The following is a 17,247-nucleotide window of genomic DNA, read 5'->3' on the forward strand; positions in this document are numbered from 1 at the left end:
GGCCCGCGGCGGCAGGGAGCCGCCCCCCCGGCGGCACGGAACTGCACGCGGCGGCACGTCAGGGCAGGGCGGGAGCGTCGCCGTGCTCCCGTCCCGCCGCACCGTCCGCCGCCAACCGCCCCCGTATCGCCGTCAGTTCCTCCGTCCGCCGCAAGGCGCGGGAGACCGTGGCGATGTCGTGGAGCAGATCCGTGGTGTCGGGGTCGTGGGCGGGCTCGGCCCGCGGTGACCGGCGCCGGCTCTCCACCGCGTCCTGGATCGCGGCCGCGGACGCGAGCGCCTTGGCGTCCCCGGGGGTGTGGCCGAGGGCGAGGGCGGTCCGGTACGTCCGGCGGCGCCGGTCCTCGTCGATGTGCCGGGCCAGCGGGAGCAGGACGTCGCGGATGAACGTCTCCCGGCGGATGAGCCGCAGTTCGGGTGCGGTGCGCAGGACGAACGAGATGCCGCCGCCGTCGACGGTGCGCATGAGGACGTAGAGCGGGCGCAGCCTGTGGTGGGCCAGGCGGACGCGCCAGCGTTCGTGCAGGTACTGGCCGGCGTGCGGCAGGATGAAGCCGATCGCGATCAGGATCGCGGAGAGACAGGCCAGGGGCGGCGCCGCGCCGGTGCTCAGCCAGTCCAGGTCCCGCCCGAACCAGCGGGCCACCACGGCGGGGAGTTTGACGGCGTAGAAGGAGAGCTGGGCGGCGTAGCCGACGCCGAGGAACTTCAGGCCCCAGCGCAGCCACGCGTCGAGCCCGTCGGTGCGGATCCAGTTCCAGATCAGCCCCGAGGTGATCACGGTCGCCGCGGTCTGCGCGAGCAGGTAGAGCAGGATCATCTCGCGCATGTACGGCGTGTCGGCGTAGTACGTGTCCAGGTCGCGCAGCCGCTCCACGGGCGCGTCCGCGAGCGCGAACAGCGCCCACAGCGCGACGATCACCCCGAGGGAACCCGCGACCACCCAGCGCACGGCGCGCACGGTCGAGGCGGAGCGGTCGCCCAGGCCGTTGCGCCAGGCGATGATCAGCAGCAGGCAGGAGCCGCAGAACGCGGTCAGCAGCGAATACACCCAGGGCGCCGAGATGTTGGGCACGCCCGTGACCCGGTTGACCCAGGCGATCGTCGACGGCGCCACGGACACGAACACCGCGCAGGCCAGCAGCAGCACACCGCCCACGGCGCGCAGCAGCGGGTCGCTCCACAACCGGACGATGGTGGGCAGTTTGATGGCCAGGGCGGCGATCAGGACGCCGGCCGGGATCCACCAGAAGGACGGGTAGAACTCGTTGACGAACGCCGCGGGGGACCAGGCGAGTGGTGACGCGCCCGGCGTCACCGCGCCGTGCCCCTGCGCCCCCGGTACCCCAGGGACCGCTGGAAGGGGTCGAGCGGCGCCTCCGCGTCCCGCCCGGACAGCAGTGGCCGGAACGCGGCGGCGAGCCGGTGCCCGAAGTCGTCGGCCTCGGCCTCGTCGGCCACCCGGGAGCCGTCGCGCGCCGCCACGGACAGCGCCACGTCGGTCCACGCGCTCCGGCCCGCCAGCGCCGCCCCGGCCACGTGATGGTGGCTGTGCCCGGCGTGCAGATGCCACAACTCGTGCCCCAGGATGACCAGTTGCTGCACCGCCTCGGCCCGCTCCTCGACGATGACCAGGTCGAAGTCCTGGAACTCCACCCAGAGCCCGGTGACCTCTATCTCGTCGGGGAAGCGCTCGAAGCGCAGCTCGACGGGCCGTCCGCCGCGCAGCGCGCTCATCTCCTTGCACAGCACCCGGCACAGGTCATGGGAGCCGGACGGCGGTTCGGGTCTCGCCCGGACGGCGGCGCCGAGGCCCTCGGTCAACTCCCGCATTCCGGTCACCCGCCGCGAGCGCCGCAGTCCAGCAGCGATCCGGACCGCCTTCCTCCGCGCGCCCGCGATGTCCACCGTTCCCCCCTTCCGACGCCTCCCGCCGCTCAACAGGCGGTCCGAGACTACGCGGCCGGTCCGGTCCACGTCAGGTGATCCTGCGCCGGAAATTGAAGCCGGAACGACCTCCCTGGCCGGAAAGTCATGTCCGAAGCATTGACTGGCAAGCGCTTCCTCCTTACGGTCCCGTTCGAAGTTACGAGCATAATTCGACATATCGAACAGCATCACCTCACCCCCGTATCCCGGACGGGCACGGGATCTCGCACGGACAGGGCAGGCAACTCGCACGGATAGGGCAAGGCAATGGGACGACCTGACCTCAGCCGCAGGCACCTCCTGGCAGCCGCCGGCGGAGTCGCCGTCGCCGGCAGCTCCGGCTTCGCCGCACTCGGCGCCGGCGCCGACGCACTCGCGTCCGGTGCGGACACCCGGGTGCGGTACTGGAACCTCTTCAGCGGCGGCGACGGCTCCGACATGATCGCGATGCCGGTCACCGACGGCTACGTCGTCCCGGCGCGGGCACCGACTGCGGGGCCACCCCGCTGCGGCCCGTCTTCGGCGGACGGGCCACCCGCGCCGAGTCGCACTCGTTCGTCCTGCCGCACCAGGCCGGCCGCGGCGGCGCCGCCGACGAGGGCGCGCACCGGCTCGCGGCGCACGTCGTCAAGCACGCCCTCCAGTGGGCGGCCGGCGGCCACATCCCGGCGTACACGCCGACGCTGTCCACGCCCGCGTACCGGAAGCTCACCCCGCGGCACGCGTACGTGTCCGCCATGGACCACCAGGCCACCGAGCCGAAGGCGGGGTTCGCCGGGTCGGCCGGCATCCTCGCCCAGGACCTCGGCCCGATCGTCGTCTCCTCGACGATGGGCTCGGCCAGGCCCGCCGCGGCCGCGCGGCGGATGCGGATGAGGGAGCAGTTCGGCGAGCTCCCCGCCATGAAGAACCCCATGGACGGCCACACCGCCGCGCAGGAAGGTGCGAGCGCATGACGACAAGCGCCCACACGGGCCTGGCCGGCCAGTAAAGGGCGTGCGGGGGCACGGCCGGCCCGAACGCCCCCGCCCCCGCAGCCGCACACGCAATCGAACCGGAACCACCCTCTGCGAAAGGCCACCATGCACAGCGCCCGCTTCACCCTCGACCCCGCCTTCACCGTCGGCGAGGTCAGCCCCCGTCTCTTCGGATCCTTCGTCGAACACCTCGGACGCTGCGTCTACACCGGCATCTTCGAACCGGGCCACCCGGCCGCCGACGAGGCCGGCCTGCGCCAGGACGTGCTGGACCTCGTCCGCGAACTGGGCGTCACCGCGGTCCGCTACCCTGGCGGAAACTTCGTCTCGGGCTACCGGTGGGAGGACTCCGTCGGCCCCGCCGAGGAGCGCCCCCGCCGCCTCGACCTCGCCTGGCACTCCACCGAGACCAACCGCTTCGGCCTCTCCGAGTACATCGCCTTCCTGCGCAGGCTCGGCCCCCGGGCCGAGCCCATGATGGCGGTCAACCTCGGCACACGGGGCGTCGCCGAGGCCCTGGAGCTCCAGGAGTACGCCAACCACCCCGAGGGCACGGCCCTTTCGGACCTCCGCGTCTCCCACGGCGACAAGGACCCCTTCGGGATCAGGCTGTGGTGCCTGGGCAACGAGATGGACGGCCCCTGGCAGACCGGTCACAAGACCGCCGAGGAGTACGGCCGCGTCGCCGCCGAGACCGCCCGCGCGATGCGCCAGGCCGACCCGGGCGTCGAACTGGTCGCGTGCGGCTCCTCCAGCCAGGCGATGCCGACCTTCGCCGAGTGGGAGGCGACGGTCCTGAGGGAGACGTACGACCTCGTCGACTACGTCTCCCTGCACGCCTACTACTGGCCCGAGGACGGCGACGTCGACTCCTTCCTGGCCTCGGCCGTCGACATGGAGTCCTTCATCGAGAACGTCGTCGCCACCGCCGACCACGTCGGGGCGCGGCTGAAGTCGAAGAAGAGGATCAACCTCTCCTTCGACGAGTGGAACGTCTGGTACCTGCCCGAGTGGGAGGCGCGCGCCAAGACGTTCGAGCAGCACGACTGGCCCGAGGCGCCGCGCCTGCTGGAGGACAACTACAGCGTCACCGACGCCGTCGTCTTCGGCTCGCTGCTCATCGCCCTGCTCCGGCACGCGGACCGCGTCACCGTCGCCTGCCTCGCCCAGCTCGTCAACGTCATCGCCCCGATCATGACCGAGCCGGGCGGCCCGGCCTGGCGCCAGACGACCTTCTTCCCCTTCGCGCAGGCCGCCCGGCACGGCCTGGGCCAGGTCCTCGACGTGCGGGTCGACTCCCCGACGTACGAGACGAAGAAGTACGGCGAGACGGACCTGCTGCACGCCACCGCGGTCCGGGCGGAGGACGGCAGCGTCACCGTCTTCGCCGTCAACCGCAGCCGCACCGAGTCCCTGCCCCTCGACATCGCACTGAACCGCCTGGACCTGACGTCGGTGGTCGAGCACAGCGTCCTGGCGGACGGTGACCCGGACGCGCGCAACACCCTCGACGACCCCGGCCGCGTCGAGCCCCACGCGGCCGAGGGCACCGCCCTCACGGACGGCACCCTCAGCACCACACTCGAACCGCTGTCGTGGAACGTGATCCGGCTGGCGTAGGAGCACGGCCCCTGCTTGTGGGGCCGGCCGTCGGGCGCGCACGCGGTCTTCGGGTACGGCCCCAGCCAGCACAATGGTCGTATGAGGATCTCGGCACGGGCGGATTACGCGGTACGGGCGGTTCTTGAACTCGCCGTTCGGCAGGACGGCGGACCGGTGAAGGCGGAGGCGATCGCCGCCGCGCAGGACATTCCGCACAAGTTCCTCGAGGGCATCCTCGGCGACCTGCGGCGGGCCGGCGTCGTCGACAGCCGGCGCGGCGGCAACGGCGGCTACCGCCTCGCGCGCGAGGCGTCGAAGATCACGGTCGCGGACGTCATCCGCGCCGTCGACGGCCCGATCGTCTCCGTCCGCGGCGAGCGTCCCACGGGCCTGGAGTACACCGGCTCCGCCCAGCCCCTGCTCCCCCTGTGGATCGCCCTGCGCGCCAATGTGCGCCGCATCCTGGAGGGCGTCACCGTCGCCGACATCGCAGCCGACGCCCTTCCGGACCAGGTCCGCATGCTGGCGGCGGAGCCGGCGGCCTGGGAGAACCCGTAGCCGCCGGGCGCGCCGGCTCACCGCCGCCGTCTCAAAGGGTGTCCTCAGCTTGACGTCCTAGCATCAGGAGGCGTTGATTCCTACTAGGCCGATGGGAAAACCAGGGAATCAACGGGACGACGACACACGACGGGACCTCCTATGCAGACGCTGATCCTGCTCGCTCTCGCGGGGCTGGGTGCCCAGCTGGTGGACGGCAGCCTCGGGATGGCGCACGGGGTGATCTCCACCGTGCTGCTGCTGGGGCTGGGGGCGAGCCCGGCCGCGGCCTCGGCCGTCGTCCACTTCGCGCAGATAGGCACCGGGCTGGTGTCGGGCGTCTCGCACGCGCGGTTCGGGAACGTCGACTGGAAGGTCGTGGCGCGCATCGGGGTGCCGGGGGCGGTGGGGGCGTTCGCGGGGGCGACCCTGCTGGCGGAGATGTCGACGGCGGTCGCGGAGCCGGTGATGGCCGTGATCCTGCTCACACTCGGTCTCTACGTGGCCTACCACTTCACCGTGCACGGGGTGCCGCGCGGCAAGCTCGGCCGGCCCCTGGGCAAACGGTTCCTCGTCCCGGTCGGCCTCGCCGCCGGCTTCCTCGGCGCCACCGGCGGGGGCGGCTGGGGACTGATCGGCACCCCCGCCCTGCTGGCCAGCGGGCGGCTCGAACCGCGCAAGGTGATCGGCTCCGTCGACGCCAGCAAGGCGCTGGTGGCCGTCGCCGCGAGCCTGGGCTTCCTGTTCTCCCTCGGCTCGCACGGGGTGAACTGGCCGTGGGTGCTCGCGTTCCTCCTCGGCGGCACGGCCATCGCCCCGGTCGCCGCCTGGCTGGCCCGCTTCGTCGCCCCGCGCATCCTGGGCTCGGCGGTCGGCGGGCTCATCGTGCTGCTCAACGCCCGCACCCTGCTGGACGCCTGGGGCGCCGCGTCCGGTGCGCCGGCCGTGTGCGTGTACGCCGTCCTGCTGGCGCTGTGGGCGGTCGCCCTGATCCACTCGGTCCGCGCCCACCGCAGGGAGAGGGCGGGCATGCCCGAACCCGCCGCGGAGCCGCAGCCCGTCGGCGCCTGAGCCTCCGTTACTCCGCCGCCTTCGTCCAGGCGCCCGGCGCCGGGCCGTGGTCGTGGCCGTGGCCGTCCGGGAGGTGGTGGATGTCTCAACACCCCCATTTTTTCCATGGAGTTCGCTCACACGGACGCTCTGTGAAATCCACGGCGGTGAATGGCTTGAGTTCGCCCTGACCGCCGGTTCCGCGCTTTCCTACGATGCGTTCGCCTCCGGTCTTCACAGGAGCCTCACGGGTTCTCCATAGGCCGCGGGCACGTCACCCCCCACTCACAGAAGCCGGAGAGATCATGGCTGGTGGACTCCTGCTGAGCGGTGCGGTAGCCGCTCTGCTCACCACCGCGATACCCGCGCACAACCCTTCCGGCGGGTTCGAGGACCCGCCCCCGGACAAGATCATCATCAAGGTCGCCACGGTGAACGGCTCGGGCTGCCCGCAGGGCACGACCGCGGTCGCCGTCTCCGAGGACAACACGGCCTTCACCGTCACCTACAGCGCGTACCTCGCCCAGGCGGGCGGCGGTTCCGATCCCACGGCGTTCCGCAGAAACTGCCAGCTCAACCTGGTCGTGCACGTCCCGCAGGGCTTCACCTACGCGATCGCCAGCGCCGACTACCGGGGCTTCGCCTCGCTGCAGCCCGGCGCGAGCGGCACGCAGAAGGCCTCGTACTACTTCCAGGGCTCACCGAACACCGCGCAGAAGAGCCATCCCTTCAACGGCCCCTACGACGACAACTGGCAGGCCACCGACTCCACCGACTGGGCCCAACTGGTCTGGGCGCCCTGCGGGGTCCAGCGCAACTTCAACATCAACACGGAGCTGCGGGTGGCGGCCGGCTCCACCTCCCCGGACAAGGTCAGCTTCATGACCATGGACTCGACGGACGGTGACATCAGCACGGTCTACCACCTCGCGTGGAAGGAGTGCCCGGCCGCCTGACGCACGGCCGAGGGGCGGCCCGCGCGCCGCGGTCCGCCCCGGTCGGGCGCCCGCTCGGGAACGCCCGGCGCCCGGCCCGGCGTCAACCCGCCGGGCCGGAGCGGTGGTTGGCCGGTGGCATACGGGCCGGCGGCCGGTGCTCCACCCTTACGGGCTAATCGGCCTTATGTGTGTGCGTTCGGTGAAGAACAGGGTGATATGAAACCCTTTGGCCGAAAGCACAACTTCAGAGGCGGGCATGGGGAAACGGTTCGACACGGGGGAACAGTTCGGTGTGGTGATCGTCGGGGCCGGTCCCGCGGGACTGGTCCTGGGGAATCTGCTGCTGGACCGGGGCGTCGACTGCGTGATCCTGGAGCGCCGGGGCCGCGAGGCCGTGGAGGGGCGGGCCAGGGCCGGTTTCCTCGCGGCCCACTCCGTGCGGGTGCTCGCGGACAACGGCCTGGACGCCGGGGTGCGGGCCCGGGGACGGGAGCACGGAACCTGTCTGTTCCGCAGCGGACGGGGCGAGTTCACGCTCGACTACGGGCGGCTCGGGCAGGGCGAGGTGCACACCGTCTACCCCCAGCAGGATCTGGTGCGGGACCTGGTGGCCGAGTATCTGCGGCGCGGCGGCGAACTCCGGTTCGGGGCCGAGGCCGAGGAGATCTCGGCGGGCCGGGTGCGGGTGCGCGGCGCCGCGGACGTGACCGGACGCTACGTCGCCGGCTGCGACGGGCACCGGGGCGTCGCCCGCCGGGCCCTCACCGCGCAGGGGGTGGCCACGGCCCGCCGGGACCACGGCGTCTCCTGGCTGGCCGTGCTGGCCGCGGCCCCGCCCAGCCTCCCGGCCGTCGGGTACGCCCTGCACGAGCGGGGGTTCGCGGGCCACATGGCGCGTACGCGGACCGTCACCCGCTACTACCTCCAGTGCCCACGCGGCACCGACCCCGCCGAGTGGGACGAGGACCGGATCTGGGCCGAGCTCGCGACGCGGATGCGCACCGCCGAGTTCGGGCCGCTCACGGCCGGCCGCGTCCTGGAGCGGGCCGTCGTCGACCTGCGCTCCGACGTGCTGCAGCATCCGGGCGCCGGGCGGCTGTGGCTGGCCGGGGACGCCGCCGGGCTGATCAGTCCCTCGGCCGCCAAGGGCGCCAACCTCGCCGTGCTCCAGGCCGAACGGCTGGCCCGGGCGTTCGAGGAGGCCCTGGCCCACGGGGACGAGGGCCGTCTGGAGGGGTACGCCGCCGACTGTCTGCCCCGCGTCTGGCGGGCCCATGAGTTCTCGCACTGGATGAGCGGCCTGCTGCACGGCCCGTCCGGTGACGACGCCGAGGCCCGCTACGGGCGGGCCCTCCAGCACGCCCGCCTGGAGAGTCTGCGCACCTCCCGCGCCCACCAGGACCACTTCGCCGAGAACTACACCGGCATCTGACCCGCGGACCACGCGCCGCGGTACACGCACCCCCACGATCACCGGGAACCTCATTGAACCTCCCTGTCGTACAAGCACGCCTGGCCGAAGCCGACCTGGAGCGGATCGGGCGCGCGGCCGACCATGTCCGCACCCACGACACGGACCAGGTCCTGGGCGAGCTGCTGCCCGAGCTGAGCGCGCGGGACCGGGCCGACGTCGCGCGGCACCTCGTCTTCGACCACACCGCCGTGCTCGTCTTCCCCGACTCCCTGGACGGGCTGTGCGAGGAACTGCGCGCCCGTGGCCTGGAGCCGGGGCCCGTCACCCCGAGCGTGGTGGTCCGCGAGCGGCTGTCCCGGCGCTACGGCGCCGTCGTCGGCGAGAGCCCGGTCGGCATCGTGCACGTGGCCGTCGGCGGGCGCAGCGTCGAGATCTTCGCGTTGCCGGTACCGCCCGGCTCCCCGCTGGAGGCCGTCGCCGCCGACGAGCGCGCCGCCGGGCACGAGGCGCACCACGCCTTCGCGCTGACCTCGCCGGGAGCGGTGGTGCCGGCCGGGCTGCGCACGCTGCTTCAGGAGCGGGGCGGCGCGGTGCCCGACGGCGGCGGCTACAACGGCCACGAGGACGTGACCGTCCTGTACTTCCGCAGCAGGCGCCATCAGCGCTTCGAGGTGCGCCTGCCCGGCCGGCACGAGCCGCTGCCGGACCCGGCGGTCTCCCTGCTCGGCGTGCTGACCGGCGCCTGGGCCACCCAGGCCGTCGCGACCATGGCCGCACTGCGGATCGCCGACCACCTCGCCGAGCGGCCGGGCCTGGGCGCCGACGTCCTGGCCGGCCTCACCGGCACCGACCCGGACGCGCTACGACGGCTGCTGCGCTATCTGGCCTCCCTGGGCCTGCTGACGTCGGCCGACAGCACCTACCACCTCACCGCCCTCGGCCAACTCCTGCGCACCGGAGCCGAGTTCTCCCTGCATCCGCTCGCGCTGCTGTACGGCGGCCTGTTCTACGACTCCTTCGCCGGCCTCACCCACTCCGTACGCACCGGCCAGGAGGCCTTCGCCCACCGGTACGGGCAGCACCACTTCCCCTACCTCGCCGAACGCCCCGAGCTGGGAGCGCTGTTCCACCGTGCGATGGCGGCGAGCGCGGAGATGTTCACGCCCGTTCCCGCGCTGGTGGACTTCCGCGGCGTACGGCGCGTGGTCGACGTCGGCGGTGGCAACGGCGCGCTGCTCGCCCGTGTGCTGCGGGCGCACCCCGACGTGGACGGCGTGCTGCTGGAACGCCCGCAGGCGCTGGCGGCGGCCCGGACGGAGCTGGCCGCGCTGGGCCTGGAGGGGCGCTGCTCCTTCGTGCCCGGTGACTTCACCGAGGAGGTGCCGGCCGGCGGCGACGTCTACCTCCTCTCCCGGGTCCTGCACGACTGGGACGACGACCGCTGCCTGACCATCCTGCGCCGGTGCGCGCGGGCGATGCGTCCGGGCGCCCGGCTCCTCGTGGTGGAGCGCCTGTTGCCGGGGCGGGAGGGGGTCCCGTCCCCGGCGGTGGCCTGGGACGTCCACATGCTGTGCAACGTGGGCGGCCGGGAACGGGACGAGCACCACTACCGACGGCTGCTGGCCGCGGCGGGCTTCGAGCTCACGGCCTGCCACGACCTGCCTCTGGGTGCCTCGCTGCTGCACGCGGTGCGCGGCGAGGCGCTCCGCTAGTGCGTCAGCCGGTCTGTCCCATCCCCGCCGCGTTCGGCCAGCTCTGGGCGTTGGGCCAGCCGGTCGCGGGGGCGGGGGAGAGGTCCTGCGGGGGGCCGGTGGTGCCCCGGACCTGGGCTGCCGTGAGACCGCCGCGGGCCGGGACGCCGGGCGGGGTCGGGCCGGTCGGCACGGCGGGGGCCATCGGCGCAGGCATCGGCGCCGGTGCGGGCGCGGGTGCGGGGGCGGGGGCCTGCGGCATCGGGGCGGGGGCGGGCATCGGCGCGGGGATGCCGACCACGGGCTGCGGACCCGTCTGGGCCGTCTGGGCGGCCATCGGCACGGGCACCCCCTGATCGAGCGCCTGGTGCTGCGCGGCCGCCGTGATCGGCATGCCCGCCTCCGCGGGCACACCGCCGGCCATCGCCGCGAGACCGTGCACACCGGCCCCGTTGGTGGCGCTGACCAGGCGGTCCACGGCCGCCGTGCCCGAGCTGTAGCTGGTCCCTGTGCCCAGCTCGGGCACGGCGGCTCCCCTCCTGGTCCCGTAGAGCACCTGTTCCAGGCCGGACACCAGGCGACGCACATCCACCTGGGGGCGCACCACGAGCCTCAGGAAGCGGCTGGACGAACCGATCTTGTTGCCGCACTCACGGACCAGGACGCGGTGCTCGGTGAGCATCCGGTCCCGGACCACCGTGCCTTCGGCGCCCACGGGGAGGCGTACGAAGAGGAAGTTGCCCTGGGAGGGGTAGACGGTCAGGCCGGGCAGCGCGGAGAGCTGGCTCGCCATGTCCAGGCGGTCGCGGCGCACCTGCTGGAGACTCTGCGCGTACTCGGCGCCGTGCTCCTTCAGCATGAACACCACGTGCTCGGCGAAGGAGTTGAGGTTCCACTTGGGGAGCATCGAGCGGACCCGGCCCGCGAGGGCGGGGTTGGCGACCAGGTAGCCGAAGCGTATGCCGTGCAGGCCGAAGTTCTTGCCGAGGCTGCGCAGCACCACGACGTTCGGGCGGATCATCGCGTCCTGGACCACCGACGGTTCGGCCTCCGCGTCCGCGAACTCCAGGAACGACTCGTCGACGACGATCAGGTCCAGGTCGGCCATGGCGTCCATGAACTGCACCAGCGCGTGCCGCGGCAGAAAGCCGCCGTCGGGGTTGTTCGGGTTGCAGATCACCGCGACCCGGGTGCCGCGCTTGCGGATGAACTCGGCGTACTGGGCGAGGTCCAGCGCGAAACCGCTGGACTCCTGGAGCGGGAACATGTCGACCCGCTTGCCGGTCTCCATCGGCTGGTCGGTCCAGCGGCCGAAGGTGGGGACGGGGACGGCGAGGGACTCACGGACCATCAGGTGGTCGATCCAGGTGATCAGTTCCGTCGAGCCGTTGCCCATCGCCACGCACTGCGGAGGCAGCTGCAGCAGGTTGCACAGCTCGGCGGTGATCGTGTCGGCGCTGCTCGGGTAGTACGTGACGATCTCGCGCAGCCGGACCGCCATGTCCTCGAACATCGCCGGGGTGGGGAAGTAGGGATTGCAGGGAATGCAGAAGTCGACCGGACCCGTCCCGTCGCCGCCCTCCCGCGTCAACGCCGCCATCGAAGGGCTGTGTGCCGCGGTGCTGCGGAACAGCGAGGTGACGTTGTCGGGCATGGAACCTCCGTATGAGGCGGGCCCGGCGGTCGCAGCCGGGCCCGTCGTGTTTCGGGTGGCCCGCGCGGGGGAGCGCGGGCCACCCCTACATACGAAGAGGTGCGTGGCGCTGTTCAACGGATGTGAAACTAGTGTGACTTCGGGAACCGGACGGCCTCGCCCGTCGTCCCCGCGCGGGTGCCGGGTGTCACACGCCGAACGAGTGCACCGTCGTCGTCCGGTACGTCTGCCCCGGACGCAGCACCGTGGTGGGCCACGACGGCTCGTTCGGGGAGTCGGGGAAGTGCTGTGTCTCCAGGCACATTCCGTCGCCCTGCCGGTAGGTGCGGCCGGAGGTGCCGACGAGGGTGCCGTCGAGGAAGTTCCCGGAGTAGAACTGCACGCCGGGCTGGTCGGTGGCGATCTTCAGGGTGCGGCCGGAGCGCGGGTCGCGCAGGGTGGCGATGTGCTCGGGCCGGGCGGTGACGCCCTTGTCCAGGACCCAGTTGTGGTCGAAGCCCTTGGCCTGCACCTGTTGGGGGTGGCCGGCGCGGATGTCCCGGCCGACCGGCTTGCCCCGGCGGAAGTCGAAGGGGGTGCCGGCGACGGCCGCCAGTTCGCCCGTGGGGATCAGGCCCGTGTCGGTGGGCGTGTAGCGGGAGGCGGCGATCGTGAGCTCGTGGTCCTCGATCGTGCCGTTGCCCTCGCCGGCGAGGTTCCAGTACGTGTGGTTGGTGAGGTTCACCACGGTCGGCCGGTCGGTGGTGGCCTCGTAGTCGATGCGCCAGTCGCCGTGCCGGTTCAGCGTGAAGGTGACCTTGGTCCTGAGAGTGCCGGGGTAGCCCATCTCGCCGTCGACGCTGGTGTAGTACAGGTGCAGGCCGACGTCGGAGCCGGAGGTGAAGCCCTCCACGTCCCAGACCTTGGTGTTGAAGCCCTTGGCGCCGCCGTGCAGGCTGTTCACCCCGTCGTTGACGCTGAGCTGGTACTTCTTGCCGTCCAGGGTGAACTGGCCCTTGGCGATGCGGTTGCCGTAGCGGCCGATCGTGGCACCGAAGAAGGTGGTGCCGGCGACGTAGGCCGCGAGGTTGTCGTAGCCGAGCGAGACGTTGGCGTGGCGGCCGTGGCGGTCGGGGATCTCCAGGGACTGGATGATGCCGCCGTAGGAGAGGACCTTCAGCCGGGTGCCGCCGTTCTCCAGGGACCAGCGGTGGACCTTGGTGCCGTCGTCCAGCGTGCCGAAGAGCTCCTTGACCGGTCCCCGGCCCCGGGAGGAGGCCTCGGCCGTGCCCGTGCCGAGCGTGGTGGCGGCGATGCCCGCCGCCGCGGCGCCCGCGATGACTGTGCGTCTGTTCAGTTCCATGTGCGGCTCCCGTGAAGGGTGGGGTCCCGCCGTGCCGACGGGGCCCGAGCTGACGTACTACGAACCGGACTTGCGCTTGTTCCACACGTCGAAGCCGACCGCGGCCAGCAGGGCGAGGCCCTTGATGACCTGCTGCCAGTCGGTGCCGACGCTGAGGAGGTTCATGCCGTTGTTCAGCACGCCGAGGACGAGGCCACCGATGATCGCGCCGAGGACGGTGCCCACACCGCCGCTCATGGACGCGCCACCGATGAACGACGAGGCGATGGCCTCGAGTTCGAAGTTCAGGCCCGCCTTCGGAGACGCCGCGTTCAGGCGGGCGGCGACCACCAGACCCGCCAGGGCCGCGAGCACGCCCATGTTCAGGAAGACAAGGAAGGTGACCTTCTTGTCCTTGACGCCGGACAGCTTGGCCGCCGGCAGGTTGCCGCCGATGGCGTAGATGTGGCGGCCGAAGACCGCGTTGCGCATGACGTAGCCGTAGCCGACCACCAGCACACCGAGGATGATCAGGATGATCGGCGCGCCCTGGTAGCTGGCGAGCAGCAGGGTGACCGCCAGGACCGCGGCGGTGATGGCCGCGAGCTTGAGCAGGAAGGCGTTGCGCGGCAGCACGTCCAGCGAGAACTCCTGCTCACGCCTGCGGTCGCGGATCTCCTGGTAGATCACGAAGGCCAGCAGCGCGAAGCCCAGCAGCAGCGTGAGGTTGTGGTAGTTGGTCTTCGGGCCGACCTCCGGCAGGAAGCCGTTGCCGAGCTTCTGCAGACCTCCCGGGAACGGGCCGAGGGTCTGGCCCTGCAGGAAGATCTCCGTCAGACCGCGGAAGAGCAGCATGCCCGCCAGGGTCACGATGAAGGACGGTATGCCGAAGTACGCGATCAGATAGCCCTGCACCGAGCCCGCGGCCGCGCCCACCAGCAGGGACAGGACGAGGGCGATCGGCCATGCCACGCTGTGCTGCACCGTCAGCACGGCCGCGAAGGCGCCCACGAACGCCGTCAGCGAGCCGACCGACAGGTCGATGTGGCCCGCGATGATCACGAGCATCATGCCGATCGCGAGGATCAGGATGTAGCTGTTCTGCAGCACCAGGTTGGAGACGTTGCGCGGCAGCAGCAGGTCGCCGCCGGTCCACACCTGGAACAGGACCACGATCAGCCCGAGCGCGATCAGCATGCCGTACTGGCGCATGTTGCGCCTGAGGCCGCCCAGCATCAGCTGCAGCAGGCCCTCGGAGCCCGAACCCCCGCTCCTGCCGGGCGGCGCCGGGGCCGGGACCTTGTCCGTCACATCCGTGCTCATCGGGTTACCTCTTTGTCCTTCGTCATCTGGCGCATCAGCACTTCCTGCGTGGCCTCGGCCCGCGGAACCTCACCCGTGAGCCGCCCGGCGGCCATGGTGTAGATGCGGTCGCACATGCCGAGCAGTTCGGGCAGCTCGGAGGAGATGAAGACGACCGCCTTGCCCTCGGCGGCCAGCTGGTCGATGACCGTGTAGATCTCGTACTTGGCGCCCACGTCGATGCCGCGGGTCGGCTCGTCCAGGATCAGCACCTCGGGGCCCGCGAAGATCCACTTGCTGAGGACGACCTTCTGCTGGTTGCCGCCCGAGAGCTTGCCGGCCGGCTCGAAGACGGTCGGCGCCTTGATGTTCATCGACCTGCGGAAGCGCTCGGCGACCTGCCGCTCCTCGTGCTCGTCGACCACACCCCGCCGGGCGACCTTGTCCAGCGCGGTCAGCGAGATGTTGCGGTTGATGGTGTCGATGAGGTTGAGGCCGTAGTGCTTGCGGTCCTCGGTGACGTACGCGATGCCGTGCCCGACCGCCTCCGCGACGGTCTTGGTGCGGATCTCCGTGCCGTCCTTGAGGACCGTGCCGCTCGCGTGCCGGCCGTAGGTGCGCCCGAAGACGCTCATCGCCAGCTCGGTGCGGCCCGCCCCCATCAGGCCCGCGATGCCGACGATCTCGCCGCGCCGCACATGGACCGACACGTCGTCGACGACCTTGCGGTGCTGGTCGATCGGGTGGTGCACGGTCCAGTTGCGGATCTCCAGCGCCGGGGCCGCGTCCACCTCGCCCTCGTACGGCGTGCGGTCGGGGAAGCGGTGGTCGAGGTCGCGGCCGACCATGCCCGAGATGATCCGGTCCTCGGTGGTCTCCGGCGCCTTCACGTCGAGCGTCTCGATCGACCTGCCGTCGCGGATGATCGTCACCGAGTCGGCGACCTTGCGGATCTCGTTCAGCTTGTGGGAGATGATGATCGAGGTGATGCCCTGCTTCTTCAGCTCCAGGATGAGATCCAGGAGTTTGCCGCTGTCCTCGTCGTTCAGCGCCGCGGTCGGCTCGTCGAGGATGAGCAGCTTCACCTTCTTGGAGAGCGCCTTGGCGATCTCCACCAGCTGCTGCTTGCCCACGCCGATGTCGGCGATGCGGGTCTCCGGGTGGTCGGACAGACCGACCCGGCGCAGCACCTCGGTGGCGTGCTTCAGCGTCTGCCTCCAGTTGATCAGTCCGCGCGAGGCGTGCTCGTTGCCGAGGAAGATGTTCTCCGCGATCGACAGGAAGGGCACCAGCGCCAGTTCCTGATGGATGATCACGATGCCGCGCTGCTCGCTCGCCCGGATGTCCCGGAACTCGCAGACCTCACCCTCGAAGAGGATGTCGCCCTCGTACGTGCCGTGCGGATGGACGCCGGAGAGCACCTTCATCAAGGTGGACTTCCCGGCGCCGTTCTCGCCGCAGATGGCATGGACCTCGCCCTGACGGACCGTCAGTGTGACGTCCGACAGTGCCTTGACGCCGGGAAAGGTCTTGACGATCGAGCGCATTTCCAGGACGGGTCCCGCCATGGTCGTGCCCTTTCCATCCGTAGGTGTGACCGACAACGACCGGGGCTACTGAAGCTCGCTCGCCTTGTAGTAGCCGGTGTCGACCAGTTCCTTCTGGTAGTTGGTCTTGTCGACGCTCACCGGCTGGAGCAGCATCGCCGGGACGACCTTGGTGCCGTTGTCGTAGGTCTTGGTGTCGTTGACCTCGGGCTTCTTGCCGTTGAGCACGTCGTCGACCATGCCCGCGGCGACGTCGGCCAGCTTGCGGGTGTCCTTGTAGACGGTCTGCGTCTGCTGGCCGGCGATGATCGACTTCACCGAGGCGAGCTCGGCGTCCTGGCCGGTGATGACCGGCAGCGGCTTGCTCGCGGAGCCGTAACCGTCGGACTTCAGCGCGGAGATGATGCCGATGGAGATGCCGTCGTAGGGCGAGAGCACCGCGTCGACCCTGCCGCTCTTGTACGACGAGGTGAGAATGTCCTCCATGCGGTGCTGGGCGGTGGTGCCGTCCCAGCGCAGCGTGGTGACCTTGGTGAGCTGGGTCTGGCCGGACTTGACGACCAGCTTCTTCTTGTCGATGTAGGGCTGCAGCACGCTCATCGCGCCGTTGAAGAAGTACTTGGTGTTGTTGTCGTCGTTGGAGCCGGCGAACAACTCGATGTTGAAGGGGCCCTTGCCGTTCTTCAGGCCCAGCTTGTCGACGATGTAGTTGGCCTGGAGCTCGCCGACCTTGGTGTTGTCGAAGGACGCGTAGTAGTCGACGTTCTTGGTGCCGAGGATCAGGCGGTCGTAGGAGATCACCGGGATCTTCGCGTCGGCGGCCTGCTGGAGCACGTTGTTCAGGGACTTGTTGTCGATGGCCGCGACGATCAGGCCCTTGACGCCCTGCGTGATGAGGTTCTCGATCTGCGAGACCTGCTGGTCGGGGTCGTCCTCGCCGTAGACCAGCTTGGTCTTGTAGCCCTTGGCCTGGAGGTCCTTGACGACGTTGTTGCCGTCGGCTATCCAGCGCTCGGAGGACTTGGTCGGCATCGCGATGCCGATGGTGCCGCCCTTGGCGCTGCCCGCCTCCTCCTTGCTGCCGCCCTCGCTGTTCTGACCGCAGGCGGTCAGGGTGAGCGCGAGCGAGGCGGCTCCGGCCATGAGGGTGAGGGCGCTTCTACGAGTGCGCATAGTGATCGTCCCTGTTCTTCTCTTCGTTGGTATGTCTGGGCGAGGTCGGTGTGAGGCGCCCCGACGGGGCGCGGGGCTGCTTTCGATCTGCGGCTCCGCCGCGTGGGCGCGA

General features: G+C 71.0%; 13 protein-coding genes and 1 pseudogene. 7 read left to right on the top strand and 7 right to left on the bottom strand.

Features of this window, described 5'->3' with window-relative positions:
* Window positions 1-58: 58 nt before the first annotated feature.
* Together ACIRPX_RS05900 and ACIRPX_RS05905 are read right to left on the bottom strand one after the other, a co-directional pair.
* On the bottom strand, window positions 59-1,318 hold the full coding sequence (locus ACIRPX_RS05900; RefSeq protein WP_404188801.1) for a DUF6545 domain-containing protein: 1,260 nt from the start codon (window positions 1,316-1,318) through the stop codon (window positions 59-61).
* Entirely contained in the window at window positions 1,315-1,908 is a 594-nt protein-coding gene (locus ACIRPX_RS05905) for a toxin-antitoxin system, toxin component family protein (RefSeq protein ID WP_404188804.1), read from the bottom strand. Before ACIRPX_RS05905 ends, ACIRPX_RS05900 begins: the two co-directional genes overlap by 4 nt.
* 288 nt (window positions 1,909-2,196) lie before the next feature.
* On the opposite strand from ACIRPX_RS05905, the pseudogene ACIRPX_RS05910 reads away from it, so the two are divergent.
* The 7 genes and pseudogenes from ACIRPX_RS05910 to ACIRPX_RS05940 all read left to right on the top strand — a co-directional run bounded on the left by ACIRPX_RS05910 (window position 2,197) and on the right by ACIRPX_RS05940 (window position 10,159).
* A pseudogene (locus tag ACIRPX_RS05910) lies at window positions 2,197-2,885 on the top strand (hypothetical protein).
* Window positions 2,886-3,011: 126 nt separating this feature from the next.
* Entirely contained in the window at window positions 3,012-4,526 is a 1,515-nt protein-coding gene (locus tag ACIRPX_RS05915) for an alpha-N-arabinofuranosidase (protein WP_404188807.1), read from the top strand.
* A gap of 81 nt (window positions 4,527-4,607) precedes the next feature.
* Window positions 4,608-5,066: an RrF2 family transcriptional regulator gene (locus ACIRPX_RS05920; protein WP_404188810.1), complete on the top strand. Its 459-nt coding sequence runs from the start codon at window positions 4,608-4,610 to the stop codon at window positions 5,064-5,066.
* Between the two features lie 141 nt (window positions 5,067-5,207).
* Window positions 5,208-6,116, top strand: coding sequence for a sulfite exporter TauE/SafE family protein (locus ACIRPX_RS05925; RefSeq protein WP_404188812.1), 909 nt, complete (start codon window positions 5,208-5,210; stop codon window positions 6,114-6,116).
* Between the two features lie 284 nt (window positions 6,117-6,400).
* Window positions 6,401-7,051, top strand: coding sequence for a DUF4360 domain-containing protein (locus tag ACIRPX_RS05930; protein ID WP_404188814.1), 651 nt, complete (start codon window positions 6,401-6,403; stop codon window positions 7,049-7,051).
* 238 nt (window positions 7,052-7,289) lie between these two features.
* Complete coding sequence (locus ACIRPX_RS05935) at window positions 7,290-8,465, top strand: 4-hydroxybenzoate 3-monooxygenase (protein WP_404188817.1); 1,176 nt, start codon at window positions 7,290-7,292, stop codon at window positions 8,463-8,465.
* A 53-nt stretch (window positions 8,466-8,518) separates the two neighbouring features.
* Window positions 8,519-10,159, top strand: coding sequence for a methyltransferase (locus tag ACIRPX_RS05940; RefSeq protein WP_404188819.1), 1,641 nt, complete (start codon window positions 8,519-8,521; stop codon window positions 10,157-10,159).
* A 4-nt stretch (window positions 10,160-10,163) separates the two neighbouring features.
* On the opposite strand, the gene ACIRPX_RS05945 is transcribed toward ACIRPX_RS05940, so the two are convergent.
* The 5 genes from ACIRPX_RS05945 to chvE form a co-directional block, all read right to left on the bottom strand.
* Complete coding sequence (locus ACIRPX_RS05945; RefSeq protein WP_404188822.1) at window positions 10,164-11,792, bottom strand: pyridoxal phosphate-dependent aminotransferase; 1,629 nt, start codon at window positions 11,790-11,792, stop codon at window positions 10,164-10,166.
* 187 nt (window positions 11,793-11,979) lie between these two features.
* Complete coding sequence (locus tag ACIRPX_RS05950; RefSeq protein WP_404188824.1) at window positions 11,980-13,134, bottom strand: aldose epimerase family protein; 1,155 nt, start codon at window positions 13,132-13,134, stop codon at window positions 11,980-11,982.
* A 57-nt stretch (window positions 13,135-13,191) separates the two neighbouring features.
* Window positions 13,192-14,436 (bottom strand): multiple monosaccharide ABC transporter permease, encoded by a 1,245-nt coding sequence (gene mmsB, locus ACIRPX_RS05955; RefSeq protein WP_404188827.1) that lies wholly within the window; start codon window positions 14,434-14,436, stop codon window positions 13,192-13,194.
* Window positions 14,433-15,983: a multiple monosaccharide ABC transporter ATP-binding protein gene (gene mmsA, locus ACIRPX_RS05960; protein WP_404188830.1), complete on the bottom strand. Its 1,551-nt coding sequence runs from the start codon at window positions 15,981-15,983 to the stop codon at window positions 14,433-14,435. Before mmsA ends, mmsB begins: the two co-directional genes overlap by 4 nt.
* Window positions 15,984-16,028: 45 nt before the next feature.
* The gene (gene chvE / locus ACIRPX_RS05965; RefSeq protein ID WP_404188833.1) at window positions 16,029-17,135 is read right to left on the bottom strand and encodes a multiple monosaccharide ABC transporter substrate-binding protein; all 1,107 of its coding nucleotides are present in this window, start codon (window positions 17,133-17,135) and stop codon (window positions 16,029-16,031) included.
* Between the last annotated feature and the right edge of the window lie 112 nt (window positions 17,136-17,247).

The organism is Streptomyces sp. NPDC101225 (assembly GCF_044767585.1).
Taxonomy (GTDB): Bacteria; Actinomycetota; Actinomycetes; order Streptomycetales; family Streptomycetaceae; genus Streptomyces.

Coding starts and splice junctions, on each gene's coding strand:
- ACIRPX_RS05915 (WP_404188807.1), top strand. CDS start 3,012: ATGCACAGCGCCCGCTTCACCCTCGACCCCGCCTTCACCGTCGGCGAG.
- ACIRPX_RS05920 (WP_404188810.1), top strand. CDS start 4,608: ATGAGGATCTCGGCACGGGCGGATTACGCGGTACGGGCGGTTCTTGAA.
- ACIRPX_RS05925 (WP_404188812.1), top strand. CDS start 5,208: ATGCAGACGCTGATCCTGCTCGCTCTCGCGGGGCTGGGTGCCCAGCTG.
- ACIRPX_RS05930 (WP_404188814.1), top strand. CDS start 6,401: ATGGCTGGTGGACTCCTGCTGAGCGGTGCGGTAGCCGCTCTGCTCACC.
- ACIRPX_RS05935 (WP_404188817.1), top strand. CDS start 7,290: ATGGGGAAACGGTTCGACACGGGGGAACAGTTCGGTGTGGTGATCGTC.
- ACIRPX_RS05945 (WP_404188822.1), bottom strand. CDS start 11,792: ATGCCCGACAACGTCACCTCGCTGTTCCGCAGCACCGCGGCACACAGC.
- ACIRPX_RS05950 (WP_404188824.1), bottom strand. CDS start 13,134: ATGGAACTGAACAGACGCACAGTCATCGCGGGCGCCGCGGCGGCGGGC.
- mmsB (WP_404188827.1), bottom strand. CDS start 14,436: ATGAGCACGGATGTGACGGACAAGGTCCCGGCCCCGGCGCCGCCCGGC.
- mmsA (WP_404188830.1), bottom strand. CDS start 15,983: ATGGCGGGACCCGTCCTGGAAATGCGCTCGATCGTCAAGACCTTTCCC.
- chvE (WP_404188833.1), bottom strand. CDS start 17,135: ATGCGCACTCGTAGAAGCGCCCTCACCCTCATGGCCGGAGCCGCCTCG.